At 71.9% G+C, this 18,543-nt stretch carries 13 protein-coding genes; 5 read left to right on the forward strand and 8 right to left on the reverse strand.

Annotated elements, in window-relative coordinates; translation table 11 throughout:
• Window positions 1-7: 7 nt before the first annotated feature.
• Together ACGH2B_RS28950 and ACGH2B_RS28955 are read left to right on the forward strand one after the other, a co-directional pair.
• On the forward strand, window positions 8-334 hold the full coding sequence (locus tag ACGH2B_RS28950; protein ID WP_399096271.1) for a hypothetical protein: 327 nt from the start codon (window positions 8-10) through the stop codon (window positions 332-334).
• Complete coding sequence (locus tag ACGH2B_RS28955; RefSeq protein ID WP_399096273.1) at window positions 331-1,956, forward strand: protein kinase; 1,626 nt, start codon at window positions 331-333, stop codon at window positions 1,954-1,956. The genes ACGH2B_RS28950 and ACGH2B_RS28955 overlap by 4 nt, the downstream gene beginning before the upstream one ends.
• On the opposite strand, the gene ACGH2B_RS28960 is transcribed toward ACGH2B_RS28955, so the two are convergent.
• The 4 genes from ACGH2B_RS28960 to ACGH2B_RS28975 all read right to left on the reverse strand — a co-directional run bounded on the left by ACGH2B_RS28960 (window position 1,937) and on the right by ACGH2B_RS28975 (window position 8,227).
• On the reverse strand, window positions 1,937-4,684 hold the full coding sequence (locus ACGH2B_RS28960) for an AAA family ATPase (RefSeq protein ID WP_399096276.1): 2,748 nt from the start codon (window positions 4,682-4,684) through the stop codon (window positions 1,937-1,939). The two genes, ACGH2B_RS28955 and ACGH2B_RS28960, sit on opposite strands and share 20 nt — an antisense overlap.
• A 340-nt stretch (window positions 4,685-5,024) precedes the next feature.
• On the reverse strand, window positions 5,025-5,870 hold the full coding sequence (locus ACGH2B_RS28965) for a carbohydrate ABC transporter permease (RefSeq protein WP_399096279.1): 846 nt from the start codon (window positions 5,868-5,870) through the stop codon (window positions 5,025-5,027).
• Window positions 5,867-6,820, reverse strand: coding sequence for a carbohydrate ABC transporter permease (locus ACGH2B_RS28970; protein ID WP_399096282.1), 954 nt, complete (start codon window positions 6,818-6,820; stop codon window positions 5,867-5,869). Before ACGH2B_RS28970 ends, ACGH2B_RS28965 begins: the two co-directional genes overlap by 4 nt.
• Window positions 6,821-6,907: 87 nt before the next feature.
• The gene (locus tag ACGH2B_RS28975) at window positions 6,908-8,227 is read right to left on the reverse strand and encodes an ABC transporter substrate-binding protein (RefSeq protein WP_399096285.1); all 1,320 of its coding nucleotides are present in this window, start codon (window positions 8,225-8,227) and stop codon (window positions 6,908-6,910) included.
• 265 nt (window positions 8,228-8,492) lie between these two features.
• On the opposite strand from ACGH2B_RS28975, the gene ACGH2B_RS28980 reads away from it, so the two are divergent.
• A complete protein-coding gene (locus ACGH2B_RS28980) occupies window positions 8,493-10,910 on the forward strand; it encodes a glycoside hydrolase family 2 protein (RefSeq protein WP_399096288.1) in 2,418 nt (805 codons plus the stop codon).
• On the forward strand, window positions 10,907-11,947 hold the full coding sequence (locus ACGH2B_RS28985) for a LacI family DNA-binding transcriptional regulator (RefSeq protein ID WP_399096291.1): 1,041 nt from the start codon (window positions 10,907-10,909) through the stop codon (window positions 11,945-11,947). The genes ACGH2B_RS28980 and ACGH2B_RS28985 overlap by 4 nt, the downstream gene beginning before the upstream one ends.
• A 93-nt stretch (window positions 11,948-12,040) precedes the next feature.
• Here the strand turns inward: ACGH2B_RS28985 and ACGH2B_RS28990 are convergent, their stop codons facing one another.
• The 3 genes from ACGH2B_RS28990 to ACGH2B_RS29000 form a co-directional block, all read right to left on the reverse strand.
• On the reverse strand, window positions 12,041-13,132 hold the full coding sequence (locus ACGH2B_RS28990) for a glycoside hydrolase family 5 protein (RefSeq protein WP_399096294.1): 1,092 nt from the start codon (window positions 13,130-13,132) through the stop codon (window positions 12,041-12,043).
• A 331-nt stretch (window positions 13,133-13,463) separates the two neighbouring features.
• Window positions 13,464-14,669 (reverse strand): mannose-6-phosphate isomerase, class I, encoded by a 1,206-nt coding sequence (manA, locus tag ACGH2B_RS28995; RefSeq protein WP_399096297.1) that lies wholly within the window; start codon window positions 14,667-14,669, stop codon window positions 13,464-13,466.
• A 141-nt stretch (window positions 14,670-14,810) separates the two neighbouring features.
• The gene (locus tag ACGH2B_RS29000) at window positions 14,811-15,875 is read right to left on the reverse strand and encodes an ROK family protein (protein ID WP_399096300.1); all 1,065 of its coding nucleotides are present in this window, start codon (window positions 15,873-15,875) and stop codon (window positions 14,811-14,813) included.
• A gap of 226 nt (window positions 15,876-16,101) precedes the next feature.
• Between ACGH2B_RS29000 and ACGH2B_RS29005 the strand changes: the two genes are divergently transcribed.
• Window positions 16,102-17,514: a GH1 family beta-glucosidase gene (locus tag ACGH2B_RS29005; protein WP_399096303.1), complete on the forward strand. Its 1,413-nt coding sequence runs from the start codon at window positions 16,102-16,104 to the stop codon at window positions 17,512-17,514.
• 379 nt (window positions 17,515-17,893) lie between these two features.
• On the opposite strand, the gene ACGH2B_RS29010 is transcribed toward ACGH2B_RS29005, so the two are convergent.
• Window positions 17,894-18,463, reverse strand: a complete 570-nt coding sequence (locus tag ACGH2B_RS29010) for a TetR/AcrR family transcriptional regulator (RefSeq protein ID WP_399096306.1) — start codon at window positions 18,461-18,463, stop codon at window positions 17,894-17,896.
• Window positions 18,464-18,543: the final 80 nt, after the last annotated feature.

Raw genomic sequence — 18,543 nt, forward strand, 5'->3', positions numbered from 1 at the left:
CGCTGTCATGTTCCGGCTCCACACCTTCCCCCTCGATCCGTGCGGACCCGTCGATCCGCGCGGACCCGTCGGTCTGCTCGCACGTCACCCGGTACCCCGGCGCCAAGGCCCGCCCGCGCGGGCTGCCGCGGAGCGCCGTCGGCACCGTCACCGACCGGGCCCTTCGCCCGTCCGGCAGCGACCCGGCACCGGCCGGGCGCCGGCCCGCGCCCGGCTCACCGAGCTGCTGCGCGACACCCCCGGCCCGGTGCAGACGCTCGCGGGGCTCGCCGAGGAGCGCGCCGCGGCGGCCGGGGCCGCCCGGCAGGCCCTGAGTGAGGAGTCCGACCGGTGAGCGCCAACGGCCTGCGTGTGATCGACGACCGATTCGAGTTGGTGCAACGGCTCGGGGGCGGCGGCATGGGCACCGTGTGGCGCGCCCGCGACCTGGCGCTCCACCGCGACGTCGCCCTCAAGGAGGTCCGCCCGCAGGGCGCCGACGAGGACGCGGAGAGCGTACGCACCCTGCGCGCCCGCGTCCTGCGCGAGGCCCGCGCCCTGGCCCGCGTCGACCACCCGAACGTGGTCACCATCCATCACATCGTCGACGGCGGGTCCGGCACCTACCCGTGGCTGGTGATGGAACTGGTCACCGGCGGCTCCCTCCAGGACCGCCTCGACCGCGGCCCGATGACGCCCACGGACGCGGCCCGCCTCGGCCGCGATCTGCTCGCCGCCCTCGTCGCCGCGCACGCGCACGGCGTCGAGCACCGCGACGTGAAACCCGCGAACGTCCTCCTGCGCCCCGACGGCCGCCCCGTCCTCACCGACTTCGGCATCGCCGCCCTCCAGGAGTCCACACGCCTGACGGCCACCGGCTCGATCATCGGGTCGCCGGACTACATGTCGCCCGAGCGGGTCCGCGGCGAGGACGGCGGACCGCCCGCCGACCTGTGGTCACTCGGCATGCTCCTGTACGTCGCCGTGGAGGGCCACCACCCGCTGCGCCGGGGGAGCACCCTCGCCACGCTCGCCGCCGTGCTCCACGACGAGGTGCCCGAACCCCGGCGCGCGGGGCCGCTGGCCGGCATCCTCATGTCGCTGCTCGTGCACGATCCGGCGGCGCGACCCGACGCGGCGGCCCTGGACCGGCGGCTCGCCCACGCGGCGGGGGAGCCGATCGGCCCCGGCAGCCCGTCGGCGGCTCCCGCACCGGGCCTCGCGGACCGCGTTCCCCCCGCCGCGCCGGCCGACGCCACGTCCTTCCGGATCGCCCCGCCCGAGCCCGTGGACGAACCCGGGGCGGCGCGGGTGCGGATCCGCGTCGGCACGCCGTACCAGCCCTCCCGCGGGCGGGCGGTCGCCGCCGCCATCGGCGTCGTCAGCGTCCTCCTCTCCATCGGCGCGCCCCTCTTCTTCCTGGTGCGCTCGGCGCTCCACGACGCGCAGGGCGACACGGCGGAGCGGACCCCGGCCACCGCCGCACCCACGCCGGGCGCCGACGCCACCGGCGCCCCGGAGCACAAGAACCTGTTGACGCCGGACGGCATCCGCACGGCCATCGCCGAACTGAAACCGGTGATGGGCACGTCGAAGGCCACCAGCTTCGTCGTGTACCCGGATTCGGTCTCCGCGCAGGCCCTCGTCAAGGGCAGCACCAAGCGCTACGACCGGTACGCCTACCGGGGCGGCGACGCCGCCGTACGCGACGGTGCGGGCGGCACCGTCATGACGGGGACCGTCGCCACCGACCTCGAAAGCATCGACTGGGACGCCGTGCCGAAGCTCCTGAAGCGGGCCGAGGCCGAACTCGGCGTCGCCGAACCCACCAACCGCTACCTCGTACTGAACCCGCGGTCGACCCTCCTCCACACCGGCCCCGGCATCAGCGTGTACCTGTCCGACGACTACGGCTCCGCCTACCTGAAGGCGGACGCGGACGGGAAGGTCATCGAGGTCAGCCCTCAGGAGCACTGATCCGCGCCATGAGCGCGACGAGCGCCGCCCGGGACCCGATCCCGGTCTTGCGGTAGACGCGGGCCACATGGCTCTCGACGGTCCGCGTACTGAGATGCAGCTTCTCGGCGACGGCCTGGTTGCTCAGCCCCGCCGCGACCAGGCCGGCGACCTCGCGCTCCCGACGGGACAACTCGCCCAGCACGTCCGGGACGCCGGGCTCGGCCGGGCGCAGCCGGTCGGCGAGGGCGAGCAGCAGCACCGCCCCGCCGTCGGCGGCGATCCGGTGCCCGCGCCGCCACAGAGCCGCCGCCCCCGCGTCGTCCCCGGCCGCCTTCGCGTACGGAACGGCCAGCAGCGCACTGTGCGCCTCGCGCAGCCCGGCGCCGGAGCGGGCGCTCTCCTCGGCCGCCCCGATGAACGCCCGGGCGGCGGCGGCCGGCCGGCCCCGCCGGGCCTCGACCATGCCGAGGGCCCGCAACGCGGCCCCGGTCTGCGTCGGCACGCCGAGCCGCCGCGCCTCGGCGGACGCCAGGCCCGCCCAGTACTCGGCGTCGGCGACATCACCCGTCTCCAGCGCCGAACCGGCCAGCAGCTCAAGGAAGTTGGGCCGTACCGAGGGCTGTACCCGCGGCAGGTCCCGCCCGCCGCCCGCGCTCAGCAGCACATCCCGCACCCGGTGCGGATCGCCCGCGCCCTGAACGGCGTACGCGACCAGGCAGCGCGCCAGCGTCGCCCACCAGCCCTCGACCGCGCCCACCGCGGCGACCGCCTCCTCGGCCTCGGCGAGCACCTCCGGGTCACCCGGCGGCCGTGCCTGCAGCAGGACCGTGGCGCGCATCGCGAGGCTGAAGCCGAGCCGTTCACCGCCGCCCAGGGTGCGGGCCACGGCGACGGACTCGTCGGCGAGCCGCAGCGCCTCGGTCACCCGCCCCTGCTGGCAATGGGCGTACGCGGCACACAGATTGAGCTGGGACAGGGTGAAGGGCCGCCCGCTGCGCCGCGCGATCTCGGTGCCCCGCTCGGTGTGCCGCAACGCGTCCGCGTACCGGTCGAGGAACACCTCGCTCCACGCCAGCCGGACCATCGGCTCGCCGAGTCCGACCAGATGGGCGTCCGGGAGCACGTCGGTCAGAGCCGCCCCCGCGTCGGCGTACCGCCGCGCCGCGTCCGTCTCCCCCTCGTACGCCTCGCCCAGCGCGGCGAGCGTCAGCGCTTCGGCCTCACCGAGTTCGTCGCCGCGCACCCGGGTCGCGGCGAGGGTACGCGCCAACTCCTCGCGCACGAGGGGGAACCGGGTGGCGAACAGGGAGTGGTTGCCCCATTCGACGACCAGGGCGTCGCGCTGCGGGGGAGGGGGCCCCGGGCGGCGGTCGAGTTCACGGCGCAGCAGCGCGTCGGCCTCCGGGTAGCGGTACAGGTGCCGTTCCATGAACGCGCACAACAGCACGGCGGCGGTGCGCAGTTCGTCGTCGCCACCGGAGCCCGGCGGCCGGAGGGCGATCAGCTCGTGCAGCAGATCACGGCTCTCCTTCACGGCTCCGGCGGCGCCGAGGGCCCGGGCTCGCAGCAGCATCAACTCGCGGCGCGTATCGAGGTGGTGGGGCAGATGCCCGGGCAGCAGCCGCAACGCGGTGGCGAGCCGCCGGGCCGTGGCCGCGGGATCGGTGACGGCGCTCTGCACGGCGGCCTCCACCAGGACGGCACCCGCCTCCGGCTCCCACCGGGTCAGCGTCCGCTCGATGTGATCGGCGCGCACCGAGGCCGGGGCGCCGGCCTCGGCCAGCGCTTCGGCGGCGCGCCGGTGCAGCTCGCGGCGCCGCCACGGGTCGAGCCCATCGAGGACGAGCCGGGCGAAGACCGGATGGCGGGCCGCGAGGCCGTGCCCGTCCGCGCCCGGCCGCACCAGATCACGCGCCACGACCGCACGCAGCGCCGCGACGAGACCGGGCCCGTCGGTCTCGGTGAGCGTCGCGGCGAGTTCGGTGGTGGCCTGCGCGCCGAGCACACAGACGGCCTCGACGACCTGCCGTTCCAGGGGCGTGAGCGGCGCCAGCTCGTCCAGCACCACGGACAGGGCCGAGAGGGCGGCGCCGTCACCGGGCCCCGCCCCGGCCAGCGCCCGCAGGTACAGCGGATTGCCGCCGCTGTCCGCGTACGCCGCTTCGGTGCCGGGCGGGAACTCCTCCGGCCCCGGAGGGCCCACGTCGAGCCGGACCACGGCGCCCATGTCGGCGCCCCGGGCGAGAGCGGCGGACAGCCCCGGCGGTGACTGGCGGACCCGCCGCGCGGCGACGATCAGTACGGGCGCCGCCACGGGGTGCGCCACCAGATGGTCGAGGAGGCGCACCGTCGGGGCGTCGGCCCAGTGCAGATCGTCCAGGGCGAGCACGAGCCCGGGCGGCGGTGTCCGCGCGAGAGCCCGCGCGACGTCCCGGGGGGAGTGACCTGCGGTGAACGCGGCCAGTGCCGGGAGCGCCCTCGCCTCTTCCTCGCCGAGGTCGGTGAGCGCGTCGGTGAACGGCTGGAGCGGGCTGCTCCGCTCGGCCTCCGTGGCGCGGCCGCGCAGTACGACGTGGCCGCGTCGCCGTGCCCGTTGCGCGAACCGGCCCAGCAGGCGGCTCTTGCCGATGCCCGGCTCGCCGGTCAGATCAACGACCGTCAGCCCGGGCTCGCCGTCGAGCAGCGCGTCGAGCGTCGCCAACTCCGGTGCCCGGCCGACGAAGGGGGCGAGATCCGCGCGCTCCACCGGAGCCTCCCAGTCTCTTCCGTACCGATGACGAGCCCGGTACCGGAGAGCGGAAGTCCTGTGCTGCGGAGTCTCATCAGATGCTGTGGATCCGGATCAGGCTACATGTCATGCCCCTGCTGCCGTTGCGGGCACCGGCCCCTCGCCACCGCTCCCCGTCGCGCGGTCGGCGAGGGCCTCACCGGCCGGTCGGCCGACCGGCTCGCCGACCGGTCGTCGGACCGGTGACCGTCCGCTGCTCACGCCCACCGGTCGGGAGACATGGGCGACGGGTTCCCGCCCGCGTCCGGAACGCCGCCTGCCGCGGCCCGTCGTCCGGTGGGCGCGGAACCGAGCGGTGTCACTTGGTCGCGCCCTGCGCGAAGCCGTTGTAGATGTAGCGCTGAAGAAAGAGGAACACGAGGAGGGTCGGGACGATCACCAGGATGGTGCCGGCCGAGATGCTCTCCCAGTGCGCCCCGAAGGGCCCCTTGAAGCGGAACAGCGCGGTGGAGATCGTGCCCAGGTCCTTCGACGGCATGTAGAGGAAGGGGATGTAGAAGTCGTTGTAGACGGTGATGCCTTTGATGATGACGACCGTGGCGACGGCAGGCTTCAGCAGCGGCAGGATGATCTTCCGGTAGATGGTGAACGCGTTCGCTCCGTCCAGGCGCGCGGCCTCGTCGAGGGAGACGGGGATCCCGCGGATGAACTGGAGGAAGATGTAGATCGAGACGATATCCGTCCCCATGTAGAGCAGGACCGGCGCCCAGAGGCTGTTGAACAGGCCGAAGCTGTTGACCACTTGGAAGGTGGCGACCTGGGTGGTCACCCCGGGGACCAGGGTGGCGATCAGGAACAGCGCCATGACCGGCTTCTTCGCCGGGAAGTCGAAGCGGTCGATGGCGTACGCGGTCATGGAACCGATGACGACCGTGCCGGTGATGGAGAACAGCAGGATGATGCCGGTGTTGATGAAGGCGGACAGCATCTCGCCGTCGGTGAACGCCGTGACGTAGTTGCCGAAGTTGAGCCAGTTGCCCGGCGGCGACAGGGCCCCGCCGCCGGCCACCTCGCCGGACGTCTTCAGCGAGGTGAGGAAGACGACGACGAGCGGGATCAGGACGACCAGCGACGCGAGCACCAAGGAGAGGTACGTCAGCGCGGGAGCGAGCCGGCGGCGGTGTGCGGGCGGAGGCGTGGTCATACGAGGTCCACCTTCTCGTCGGGCACCAGGCGGCGCTGGATCCAGGTGATCAGCAGAATGATCAGCAGCAGGATGACCGCGCCGGCCGATGCCAGACCTGTCTTGTTGAACTGGAAGGCGAGCTTGACCGTCTGGATGACGAAGGTCGTCGTGCCGGTCGCACCGCCGGTCATGATGTACGGGATCTCGAACACCGACAGGGAGCCGGAGATCGCCAGGATGACGCTCAGACCGACCACCGGCCGGATGCTCGGGGCGATGATGTGCCGGAACTGCTGCAGGCGCGTGGCCCCGTCCAACTGGGCCGCCTCGTACAGCTCGGCCGGGATCGACTGGATCGCGCCGAGGAAGAGCACGAAGTTGAGGCCGGTGAAGCGCCAGACGGAGACACCGGCCAGCGAGGTGTTCGCCGAAGCGGGATCGCCCAGCCAGGCGTGGCCGGAGCCGGCGCCGAACCACGACAGCACCGAGTCGAGCGTGCCGCCGTCCTGGAAGAAGTACAGGAAGACGAAGCCGATCGCCACGCCGTTGATCAAGTAGGGGAAGAACAGGATCCCCTTGAACAGATTGCGGAAGCGCAGGTCGAAGCTGAGCACGGTCGCGAAGTACAGGGCCACCACGATCTGCACGGCGGAGGCGGCGAGGTAGAAGAAGCTGACGAAGAACACCCGGAACAGCTCGGGGCGGGTGAAGAACTGCCGGTAGTTGTCGAAGCCGGTGAAGTTCCGGTCGGGGCTGACGCCGTCCCAGTCGGTGAAGCTGTAGTAGATGATGTTCCCCACCGGCACGTAGGTGAACGTGACCAGCAGGATCAGGGGGACGGCGAGGAAGAGCCACGGCGTGATGCGGCGGAGCACACTGCCGTGCGGCGCGGGGCGACGCGCCTTCCCCGGGGGCCGGGCGGCGGTGCGCGGCACCTTCGTGGGTGCCGTCCGGGTCGTCTCAGACATGTCGGGCCTTTCGGTGTCCGCCGGTCCGCGACCGGCGGTCGGTCCCGTCCGCCGGTCCGGGCGGGGCCGGTGACGGTGGGGGCGGGGTCAGGAACCGACGGTGGCGGCTGCCTCGTTCCACCGCTTGTCGAGGTCGGCGAAGAAGTCCGCGCTGCTGCCCCGCTGCACGCCGCGCGCGGTGTCGATGAGCTTCTGGCGGTAGTCCGGCTTGTTGAGGCCGATCTCGGCCGCGTTGTCGATGGTGTTCACCACGCCGGTCCGGGCCTCGGAGCGCTCCACGAACGTGACATCGTTGTCAACGAAGCTCTTGAGGGTGTCGGGCATGGGGGAGGAACGCAGTGCGGAGACCGTGCCCTCCTTCGCCGCGAAGCCGGACTTCTCGGTGAACCAGTCGATCCAGGCCCGCGCTGCGGCCTTGTGGCCGGAGTGGATGTTGACCGCCTGCTGGTAGTCGGAGGTGAGGACGGCGCAGTGCTTGCCGTTCTTACGCGCCGGGAAGGGCATGAAGCCGATGTCGTCGGGGTCGGCGCCGGCCTTGGTCGCCGCGGCCCGCATCTGGGTGATGGCCCATGAGCCCGACTGCATGGTGGCCACCTTGCCCTGGGCGAACATGTCCTTGGACGTCTCCCAGTTCGTGGTGTTGGGGTCCTTCTCGGACAGGCCGCCCGCGACGATGTCGTACAGGAGCGAGTCGACCGTGCGGAGATCGCTGCCCGGCCTCCACGGGGACACGGGCCCGGCGAGCTTGTCGTTGGCCTTGGCGTCGCAGGTGGGCGAGCCGATGTTGTTGCTCCACCCGGTCAGCGGCCAGCCGTCCTTGAAATTCGTGTAGTACGGCATCGAGTCCGTCTTGGCCTTGATCGCCTTCAGGTCGCCGACGAACTCCTGCGGCGAGGTGGGCCAGTCGGTGATACCGGCGCTCTTCCAGACCGCCTTGTTGTAGAGGAAGCCATAGGTCGTACCGAAGGTGCTGATGCCGTAGACCTTGCCGCTGACCTCGGCCTTGTCGCTGAAGCGGTACTTGCCGCCCAGCTCCCCGGCGCTGCCCAGGGGGGCGAAGAACTTCGGGTAGTCGTTCTTGGCGACGGAGGTCGGGATCATCAGGACGTCGCCGTAGTCCTCGGTGTTCATCCGGATCTTGACCTCTTGCTCGTAGCCGGTGAGGGCCTCGAACGTCACCTTCACCTTGGGGTAGATCTTGCGGAACTCGGCGGCGTACTTGTCCATCGTCCCGTCCTGGACGAGGTCGGTGCGTTGGGTCAGGACCTTGATGGTGCCCGAGGCGTCTGCGGGGTCGGCCGGTGCCTTCGCCGTCTCGCCGGACACCGCGCCCTGGCCGCTGCACCCCGCGACGGCCATGATCGCGGCGGACAGCAGCACCCCCGTGAGCATCCTCTTCTTCCTCATGTGCCCAGCTCCTTCAGGATCGCGGCTCAACTCTGCAGGTGGAACGGCACTATGTCAGGCTCGTGTTAACCGGTAAAGCTGAGGTTTCGAGCGCGATACCCAATTGTTACCTGGACGCAGGCGAGATGGGCTTTACGTGCGAAGGCCGGGAGAGATCGGTTCTTTCTCAGAACTAGACCGGTTTATGGACACGGGTTCTTCAGCAGGCTAGGTTGACCGCCGTTGTCCGTCCACCTGCCTGAACCAGGCGATTTGGAGCCGCACGATGAAGGACGTCACCCCGCTGACCGAGGGCTGGAGCCTGAGCCACGGAGACGACATGCTGGAGGCCACGGTGCCCGGCTGCGTCCACACCGATCTGCTGGCCGCCGGAGTCATCCCCGATCCCTTCCTGAACCAGAACGAGGCCGACGTCGCCTGGGTCGGCCGCCGCGCCTGGACCTACGTCCGCGACCTCGGACACGAAAGCAGGCACGAGCGCACCGACCTGGTTTTCGACGGCCTGGACACGGCCGCGTACATCACTCTGGGGGGCCGCCCGGTCGGGACCACCCGCAACATGCACCGCGGCTACCGGTTCGACGTCACGGGCCGGACCGGGCAGTTGGAGGTCCGCTTCGCCTCCGCCTACGACGAGGCCGCGGCCGTCCGCGCCGTCACGGGGGACCGGCCCAACGTCTATCCCGAACCCTCGCAGTACATCCGCAAGATGGCCTGCAACTTCGGCTGGGACTGGGGGCCGACGCTGGTGACCGCGGGCATCTGGCGGCCGGTACGGCTGGAGCACTGGTCCACCGCCCGCATCGCCCACGTCCGCCCGCTGGTCACCGTGGACGAGGGCACCGGCCGGGTCGAGGTGCGGCTGGAGATCGAACGCACCGCTCAGGGGCGGGGGCGCACGCTGCGCGCCGAGGCCCGGGTGGCCGGCGCCCGCGCCGAAGCCGTCCTGACCGGCGACGAGGCGGTGCTGCGTCTGGAGGTGGCACAGCCGCGCCTGTGGTGGCCCCGCGGTTACGGCGACCAGCCCCTCCACGACCTTCAGGTCACCCTGCACGACGACAGCGGCCTGCTCGACACCTGGCACCGGCGGATCGGCTTCCGGACCGTGACGCTGGACCGCTCGGCCGACGAGCACGGCACCGGCTTCACCCTCGTGGTCAACGGCGAGCGGATCTTCGCCCGCGGCGTGAACTGGATCCCCGACGACGCCTTCCTCCCCCGGATCACACCCGAGCGCTACCGCACCCGCCTCACCCAGGCGGCCGACGCGGGCATCGACCTCGTCCGGGTATGGGGCGGCGGCATCTACGAGGACCACGCCTTCTACGACGCCTGCGACGAACTCGGCCTGATGGTGTGGCAGGACTTCCTCTTCGCCTGCGCCGCCTACCCGGAGGAACAGCCGCTGCGCGGCGAGATCGAGGCCGAGGCCCGCGACAACGTCGTCCGGCTGATGCCGCACCCCTCCCTGGTGCTGTGGAACGGCAACAACGAGAACCTGTGGGGCTTCAGGGACTGGGACTGGGAGGCCCCGCTCGCCGGGGACTCCTGGGGCGAGGGCTACTACCTCGGCCTGCTGCCCCGCGTCGTCGCCGAACTCGACCCGACCCGCCCCTACACCGCGGGCAGCCCCTGGTCCGGGTCCTGGGAGCACCACCCCAACGATCCGGCCCACGGCACCCATCACTCCTGGGAGGTGTGGAACCGGCAGGACTACGCCGAGTACCGGGCGAGCGTGCCCCGGTTCGTCTCCGAGTTCGGCTGGCAGGCGCCGCCCGCCCTCGCCACCCTGCGCCGCGCGCTGCCCGGCGAGGCGCTCGCTCCGGACTCCCCGGGCATGCTGCACCACCAGAAGGCCGAGGACGGCAACGGCAAGCTGAACCGCGGCGTCGCCCGCCACTTCGACCCGCCCGCCGGCGACTTCGACCGCTGGCACTACCTGACCCAGTTGGTGCAGGCCCGGGCGATCGCGGCGGGCATCGAGCACTGGCGGTCGCACTGGCCGGTGTGCGCGGGCACCATCGTCTGGCAGCTCAACGACTGCTGGCCCGTCACGTCCTGGTCCGCCGTCGACGGTGACGGCCGCCTCAAGCCCCTCTACCACGAGCTGCGCCGGGTGTACGCCGACCGGCTCCTCACCCTGCAGCCCGGCGACGGCGGTCTCGTGCTCGCCGCGGTCAACCAGTCCGCGGAGCCCTGGCGGACGCCGGTGACGCTGCGGCGGATGCGGGCGGACGGGACCACCGTCGGTAAGACCGTTGCCGAGATCATCGCGGAGCCCCGTGCCGTCACCCGGATCGCGGTGCCCGGCAACCTCGTACCGGACACCCGGTCCGTGACGGACTTCCTGGTGGCCGACGCCGCCGCACAAGGGGAGGGCGAGGACCTGCGCGCCCTGCACTTCCCCGTCCCCGACAAGGACTTCGCCTACCCGCGGCCTCGCTACGACGTCAGCCTGGAACCGGAGTCCGGCCAGGGAGATAGAGTCGACGTCGTGGTGAGTGCCCATACTCTCGTGCGAGACCTCCTGCTCCAGCCCGACCGGCTCGGCCCGGCCGCCGTCTGCGACAGCGGACCGCGGACCCTGCTGCCCGGCGAACGGGTACGCATCCGTGTGCGGGGCTGCGGCGCCGTCACCGCGGCCGATGTCACGGCCGCGCTGTTCTGTGTGGAACCGGTGTGAGCGCTTCCACGGAGCGCGTCACCATCAAGGACGTCGCGGCGCGGGCCGGGGTGTCCAAGGGGGCGGTGTCGCTCGCCTTCAACCACAAGCCGGGCGTCTCCGAGGCCACCCGGGAACGCATCTTCGCGGCCGCCCGTGAGCTGGGCTGGGCTCCGAGCGCCACCGCCCGGAGCCTGTCCAGTCAGCGGGTCGACATCATCGGGCTGGCCCTGTGCCGGCCCGCCCGGTTGCTCGGCCTGGAGCCGTTCTACATGGACTTCATCTCCGGCATCGAGAGCGTCCTCGTCGAGCGGTCCTGCTCGCTGCTGCTGCGCCTGGTACGCGATCTCGACGAGGAGACCGCGGTCCACAAGGAGTGGTGGCGCGGCCGGATGGTCGCCGGAGCGATCCTGGTGGACTTCCGAGAGGACGACCCCCGGGTTTCCTCCCTGCCGCCTCTCGGCATGCCCGCGGTCGCCGTGGGCCATCCCTCCCTGACCGGGCCGTTCCCCGCCGTGTGGACGGACGACGCGTCCGCGGCCGCCGAGGCCGTCCGCTACCTGGCGGCGCTCGGCCACCGGCGCATCGCCCGCGTGGGCGGCCCGGCCGACCTCGGACACAGCGCCATCCGGGCCCGTGCCTTCGCCGCCACGACCCGGGAGTTGGGCCTGGAGGAGGCGCGTCAGATCGCGACCGGCTTCGACGAGAAGGAGGGCGCCCGTGCCACCCGCAGCCTCCTGCTCACCGCCGACCGGCCCACTGCGATCGTCTACGACAACGACATCATGGCGGTCGCCGGGGCGGGCGTCGCGGCGGAGATGGGGTTCACCGTCCCCGACGACCTGTCGCTGCTGGCCTGGGACGACTCCCAGTTGTGCCAGATCACGCACCCGGCCATGTCGGCGATGAGCCACGACGTGCACCATTTCGGTGCCGAGGTGGCACGTGTGCTCTTCGATGTGATCAACGGTTCGTCCACCGCCGGTCATCAGGCGCCGACGCCGTCGCTGATCCCGCGCGGTTCCACCGCTCCGGCACCGGGAACCCGGTCCCCGTGAACCGCGAAGGGCCGCGTCCGGTGCGGACGCGGCCCTCCGGTATCCCGCCGGGCACTGCGGACGGCGTCGCCCGTGCCGGGTCGGGGTGCCCGGTCACTGATGCGGTAGCTGACCGCCCACCTTCCGGAGGCCGGAGCCGAAGACGCCCGCTTCCTCGGCCGTCCGCTGGATGCCGTCGGGGCCGGAGAAGATGCGCCGGCCCCATGCGGTGAGCTGTGCGGCGTTGAAGCCGGTGGCCATGTCCAGGTACTCGACACCGCCGCCGTTGCCGCTCCACGACCAGCCGAGGTACCCGACCCCGAGCTTCTGGGCGGTGGCCATGATGGCGTCCTCGTCCGGATTACCGTCCGAGTGCATGTCGCCGAATTCCCCGACGGTGATGGGGAGATGCTGGGAAGTGAACCGGTTCAGGTAGTTCTTCACCTTGTCGGCCGTGTTGAACACGCCGTACATGTGGACGGAGAACATCGTGTTCTTCGCGGGATCCGAGTCGAATACCTCCGCGGCGTGGTCTCGCATGGTGAAAGACCAGTCCTGTCCCCAGTTGGGGGCGTCGACCATGAGTGTGTGGTCGAACCCGGCCGCTCGCATACGGCCGATCGCCTTCTCGGTGTCGGCGGTCCACGGCGTGGCTCCGGAAGCACCGTTGCCGTACGGCTCGTTGCCGATGTTCAGGATGACGTACTTCTCCTGACCCCGCACCGCGTCCGCGACGCTGATCCAGTAGTCGACGGCGCGGGAGAGGGGGACGGCTCCTTCCTGTTCGCCGTAGCCGGTGGTGTCGTGCGCCTCCAGGACGCAGATGAGCCGGTTCTGCTTGCACTGCGTGACGACGGCCGCGACGTCGGCGGTGTCGTTCTTGGTCCAGCGGTCGCCCGTGCCGAGCACCACGCGCACCGAGTTGGCGCCCAGCTTCTTGATGTCCTTCAGGGCTTGCGTGGTCCTGGTGGGGTGCCAGGCGTGGGCGTGATTGACGCCGCGCAGGACGAAGTCCGAACCGTTCGCGTCCAGAAGCCGTCCGTCGGCGATGTGGAAGCCCGGTGTGGCCCGTGCCTCCGTCCGCGCCCCGGCCTGGGCGGGTGTCCCGGCCTGGGCGGTCGACGGTGCTGCCAGGACCGCGGAGGCGAGGACCGTGGAGGCCAGGGCCAGCAACGTTCCCGCCGCGGTGGTCAGTTTCTTCCTCATACTGCTCCCGAGGTGGTGGCTCGTGCGGCCGGATTCCGGGCGAAGGCCCGGGCGGCACGGCACGGCCGGTCATTGTGGGGGGTTGTGCCCGGCTCGCCCGGTCCGGGTGTGAACCGGAAAGGGCGGAGTTCCGGGCCGGTGCGGCATCCGTCGCCCGGAATTTCGAGGCGGCTCACGCCGGGCGACAGGACACCGGGTCGCCGATGAAGGAGGCTGCTTGACGCCCTCGCATCGAGAAAGAGGGTGAAGAAGCGCCCTTCGGCCGGCGGCTGACAGAGAGGCTAGGACCGGACTTCCGTAGGGACAACAGTTTGCACGAAACCGGTTAAGTTTAGTTGTGGTTCAGTTGTCCTCCCGGTGCGGTGGTGGCCCGGAAAAGCGTCCCCGTGCCCACGACGGTGACCTCCTCCCCGGCCGGTACGTAGACGGACCCGCCCGCCGTGAGCACGACCTCGTCCGGGGTGGCGGTGAGGCGGACCGTGCCCTCGGTGCACAGCAGGATCTGCGGCCGCGGCCCGGACAGGACACGGACGCCGTCCCCCGCCCGCCTCACGAGACGGGACAGCCGGAAGTCGTCGACGGGTGCCGGGTACACCTCTTCGCCGTCCGCCGTGCGCACCGGACGCACCACCGGCGTCGGGGAGGCGGCGAAGCGGACGGTGCGCAGCAGTTCGGGCACGTCCACATGCTTGTCGGTCAGGCCGCAGCGCAGGACGTTGTCCGAGGCGGCCATGATCTCCACCCCCAGCCCCCGTACGTAGGCGTGTGGTACGCCCGCCCCGAGGTACAGGGCCTCACCGGGAGTCAGCCGGACGTACCGCACCAGCAGGGTGGCCGGGACGCCGGGATCGCCGGGCCAGGCCCGGGCGACCTTGTCGTACCGGGCGAACTCCTCCCGCAGCGGGCCGTTCCGCCCGGCGGCGGCCGACAACGCCTCCCCGAACTCGGCGAGCCGGCCCGGGGAGAAGGAGAGGAACGCGGAGAACGCCTCCCGCAGCGCCGGTTCCGCCCGGGCCGAGCGAAGCGTGCGGATGTACGGGTCCAGCCAGTCCAGGTCCAGGGCGGCCAGCAGACCGGCGCTCTCGTGCGGGGGCCGGAAACCGCACAGGCCCTCGAACGAGGTGAGGGCGACGATCATCTCCGGCTTGTGCTGAGGGTCCCGGTAGGTACGGTGCGGGGCATCGAGGGGGATTCCTCGGGCGTTCTCCCGCGCGTATCCGGCGGCCGCCCCGGCCGGGTCCGGGTGCACCTGGAGGGAGAGCGGGGCGTCGGCCGCCAGCAGCTTGACGAGGAAGGGCAGCCGCGGCCCGAAGCGCCGCACGACCGCGTCACCCAGCTCGCCGTGCGGATCCTCCTCGATGATCCGGTCCAGCCCTCGCAGACGCCCGCCGCGCTCCACCCGGGAGGGGGCGCCGGGATGCGCGCCCATCCACAGCTCCGCCTGCGGAGAGCCGTCCGGGGCGGTGCCCAGCAGAGCGGGCAGCGCGGTGGGCGAGCCCCAGGGGTAGGCGCGAACGGTGTTGACGAGACGGTCCATACGAACCTGTTCCTTTCGGACTGCCGACCCGGTGCCGGGCCGGGCGGCGGGCTGCGGTAGCACCGCCCGGCAGCCGGAGGCCGCGCGGCGGGGAAGGGGAGGGGAGAGCTGCACCGGCACCGCGCGGGCGCGGCCGGTCGCTCACCTGGGGGCGATGCCCTCGTGCAGAAGGACGTGCGTCCCGGTGCCGGCCGCCGCGCCGCCGGAGGAGGCCCGCGGCACGGCCGGTGCGGTATCGGCGGCCATGTCCGCCGTCTCCTCCGGTCCCGCCGCGGCCGAAGCCGAGGCGGCGACGGCCGCGGCGCCGATCAGCCCGGCATCCAGGGCCAGGGCGGCCGGTACGACCGGGATGCCGCGCGTGAAGTCGAGTGCCGCGTAGTCGGCCAGATGGCGGCGCAAGGGGGCGAACAGGGTGTCTCCGGCCTGGGCCACCCCTCCGCCGATGACGACGAGGTCGAGTTCGACCAGAGCGGCCGTCGCGGCGATCGCAGCCGCCAGGGCCTGCGCGGCGCGGTCGTACACGGACCGGGCGATCGGGTCGCCCGCCCGCGCCGTGGCGGCGACGCCCGCGGCGGTCGCGGCGACACCCGGTGGCGGGGCCCAGCCCGCCGCCAGGGCGTGCGCGGCGATCGCCGTCCCGCTCGCCATCCCCTCCAGGCAGCCCCGCGCACCGCACGGGCACGCGGGCCCGTCCAGATGGACGGAGATGTGCCCGATGTGGCCCGCGTTCCCTGAGCGCCCGGTGTGCAGGCGCCCACCGAGGACCAGACCGGCGCCGATACCCGTGGAGACCACCATGCACAGCGCGTTGTGCGCGCCCCGGGCGGCTCCCAGCCAGTGCTCGGCCGCTGCCATGGCGACGGCGTCCCCGACCAGCACGGGGTCCGCGTGGGCGGGCACCCGCGGGTGCGAGCGGACCCGCTCGATCAGCGGGAAGCCGCGCCAGCCCGGGATGTTGACGGGGCTCACCGTCCCGGCGGACCTGTCCACCGGACCCGCGCTCGCGACGCCCAGGCGCGCCAGGTCCTGCCAGGCGGAGTGGCCGGAGAGCGCGTCCAGTACGGCCGTCGCGGCGCCCATCAGCACTTCGGCGGGTTCGCGGGCGGGGGTGGGCCGCTCCGCCCGTACGAGCACCCGCCCCCGCGGATCCACGAGTGCTCCGGCGATCTTCGTGCCACCGATGTCGAGTGCTCCGTACACGGCCATCAGGTCGGTCCTTCCCTGCGAACGGCGGACTGCGGGACTCGGCAGCCCTCGGGGACGGAACTCTGCAGAGTTGATGACAACGTTGTCCAGTCGCCCCGGCCTGTTTAGCCCAGGTTTAGTAAAATCATCGCCCCAGCCCCGCGCTGCTCCGCCGAGTTACTGTACATAACCGGTTTAGTTCTCGACCATTCTGGCTGTACCGTCAGCGACAGGACACGGATATCTCGTGAGCGATTTTCCTTCCTTCCCGCCCGATTTCGTCCTCGGTGCGGCTACTTCCGCTTTCCAGATCGAGGGCGCGGTCTACGAGGACGGCCGCGGCCCTTCCGTCTGGGACACGTTCGCACGCCGCCCCGGGGCGGTCCTCGGGGGCGCCACCGGTGACGTGGCGTGCGATCACTACCACCGATTCCGCGAGGACACCGCCCTGCTGAAGGGGCTCGGGGTGCGGTCCTACCGCTTCTCCATCAGTTGGCCTCGGGTGCAGCCCACGGGTTCCGGCCCGGTCAACGTGGCGGGGCTCGACTTCTACGAGCGCCTGGTCGACGGCCTGCTGGAAGCCGGCATCGAACCCGCGGTGACGCTCTACCACTGGGATCTGCCGCAAGCGCTGGAGGAGCGGGGCGGCTGGCGCAACCGCGACACCGCCCACCGGTTCGCCGACTACGCGCGGTTGGTGGCCGATGTGCTGGCCGACCGGGTGCCCCGGTGGATCACCCTCAACGAGCCGTGGTGCAGCGCCTTCCTGGGATACGCCGAGGGTCAGCACGCTCCGGGCGCCCGCGAAGGCACACCGGCCCTCGCCGCCGCTCATCATCTTCTCGTCGGCCACGGACTGTCCGTGCCGGTGCTGCGGGAGGCGGGCGCCCGCGAGGTCGGGATCACGCTCAACCTCGACCACGTCACCCCTGCCACGGACAGCCCCGAAGACGCGGCCGCGGCGCTGCGGGCCGAGACCCAGCGCAACCTGATGTGGACCGAGCCGCTGCTCAAGGCGCGCTACGCGGCGGGCGAGGACGACACCTGGGAAGACCTGATACGGCACCAGTCGTTCCGCGGCCCGGGGGACCTCGACGTCATCGCCGCGCCGCTGGACTTCCTCGGCATCAACTTCTACACGCCGTCGGTCGTCCGGAACGCGCCGTACCGGGACCCGGACCCGCTCTCGCGCACCGCGGACGACAACCGCTTCACGGGAGTCGGCATCCCGGAAGTCAGGCACACGGCCATGGGCTGGCCGGTCGTCCCGCACACCCTGCGCGACCTGCTCGTCGGTCTGCGCGAGCGCTACGGGGACGCCCTGCCGCCGGTGTACATCACGGAGAACGGCTCCGCCGAGGACGACGTACCGGCCCCCGGCGGAGCCGTCCATGACGGCGGCAGGATCTCCTATCTGGACGGCCATCTCCGGTCCCTCGCGGCCGCGATCGCCGATGGGGTCGACGTGCGTGGCTACTACGTCTGGTCGCTCCTGGACAACTTCGAGTGGGCCTACGGGTACAGCAAGCGGTTCGGTCTCGTGTACGTGGACTACGCCACCCAGCGTCGTACCCCGAAGGACAGCTACCACTGGTACCGGGCCTTGATCGCTGGGCAGGGGCAGGGGCAGGGGGAGCCGCGCGGCGGCGGCCGGACATGACCTCCTGTGCGAGACCGGCGCGGTGTGCCTCCGCGGCGTAGAACTCCTCGCCGGTCAGGCCGCCTCTGTGGATGGCGTGCCCCGCCTGCCTGCCGCGGGAGGCGGACGGGGCGGGGCCGGCGCCGGGCCCCGGACGGCGGGTGGGACAGACCATGGCGGACACCGGATCGCGCCGATCCTGACGGTCCGTCACCAGCGGGGCGCGTGGCCTCCCCTTCGGCTTGCTCGATGAGGTCGCCGCGATCGGGGCGGGGCCGGGCGAGGCGAACGCGGGCAGGGAGCCGATGGCCCGCCCTCCGGAGTGCGTGGCGCTCCTGAAGGAGACAGGAAGGGGCCTTGACCTGCGGTTTTCATGCAAGCTGAGGTGTGACGGAAGGCCCTAGAGCTTGGCTCCGGCCGCGCGTACTTCGGCGAGCGCTTGCCGCGCCAGCGGGCCGAAGTCCTCGCTGTTGCCGGTGTCGATCCACCGGTCGTAGGCGATCTCCCAGACGAGCGTGCCCAGTTTCACCGCCACGCGCGCGGTCAGGCCCGGGACTCCGCGGCGGTCGAGGGCCTCGATCATCGAGGCGGTGAGGTCGATCCTCTTCAGAGCTTCGCGTTCACGCAGTTCCGCGTGGGCGTTCAGCACGGCCTGGCGCCGGCGGCTGAACTCGCGGCGTTCGGCGGTGAAGAACGTCCGGCCGAGCGCGTCGAGGGCGTCCGCCACCGCGTCGAGCGGCCCGGCCGACGGCGGCGCCGAGGCGATCCCTTCGGCGAGCAGGCCGGTCACCGCGCCCCTGCCGAAGAGCACCTCGCGCTTGTCCGGGAAGTACCGGAAGAACGTGCTCTTGGTGAGCCCCGCGCGCTCCGCGATCTCGATCACGGTCGTGTTCTCGTAGCCGTGCTCCTCGAAGAGGTCGAGGGCGGCGGCGGCGAGCCGTCCTGGTGCATCGGGTTGCCAGCGAGCCATGGGAGCAGTGTACGGGACTTGGTCCCATTACTGGTGTACGGTCGATGAGACCAAGTCCCATCACTGGCCAGGAGAGGTCA

The organism is Streptomyces sp. BBFR2 (genome assembly GCF_044497305.1).
Classification (GTDB): Bacteria; Actinomycetota; Actinomycetes; order Streptomycetales; family Streptomycetaceae; genus Streptomyces.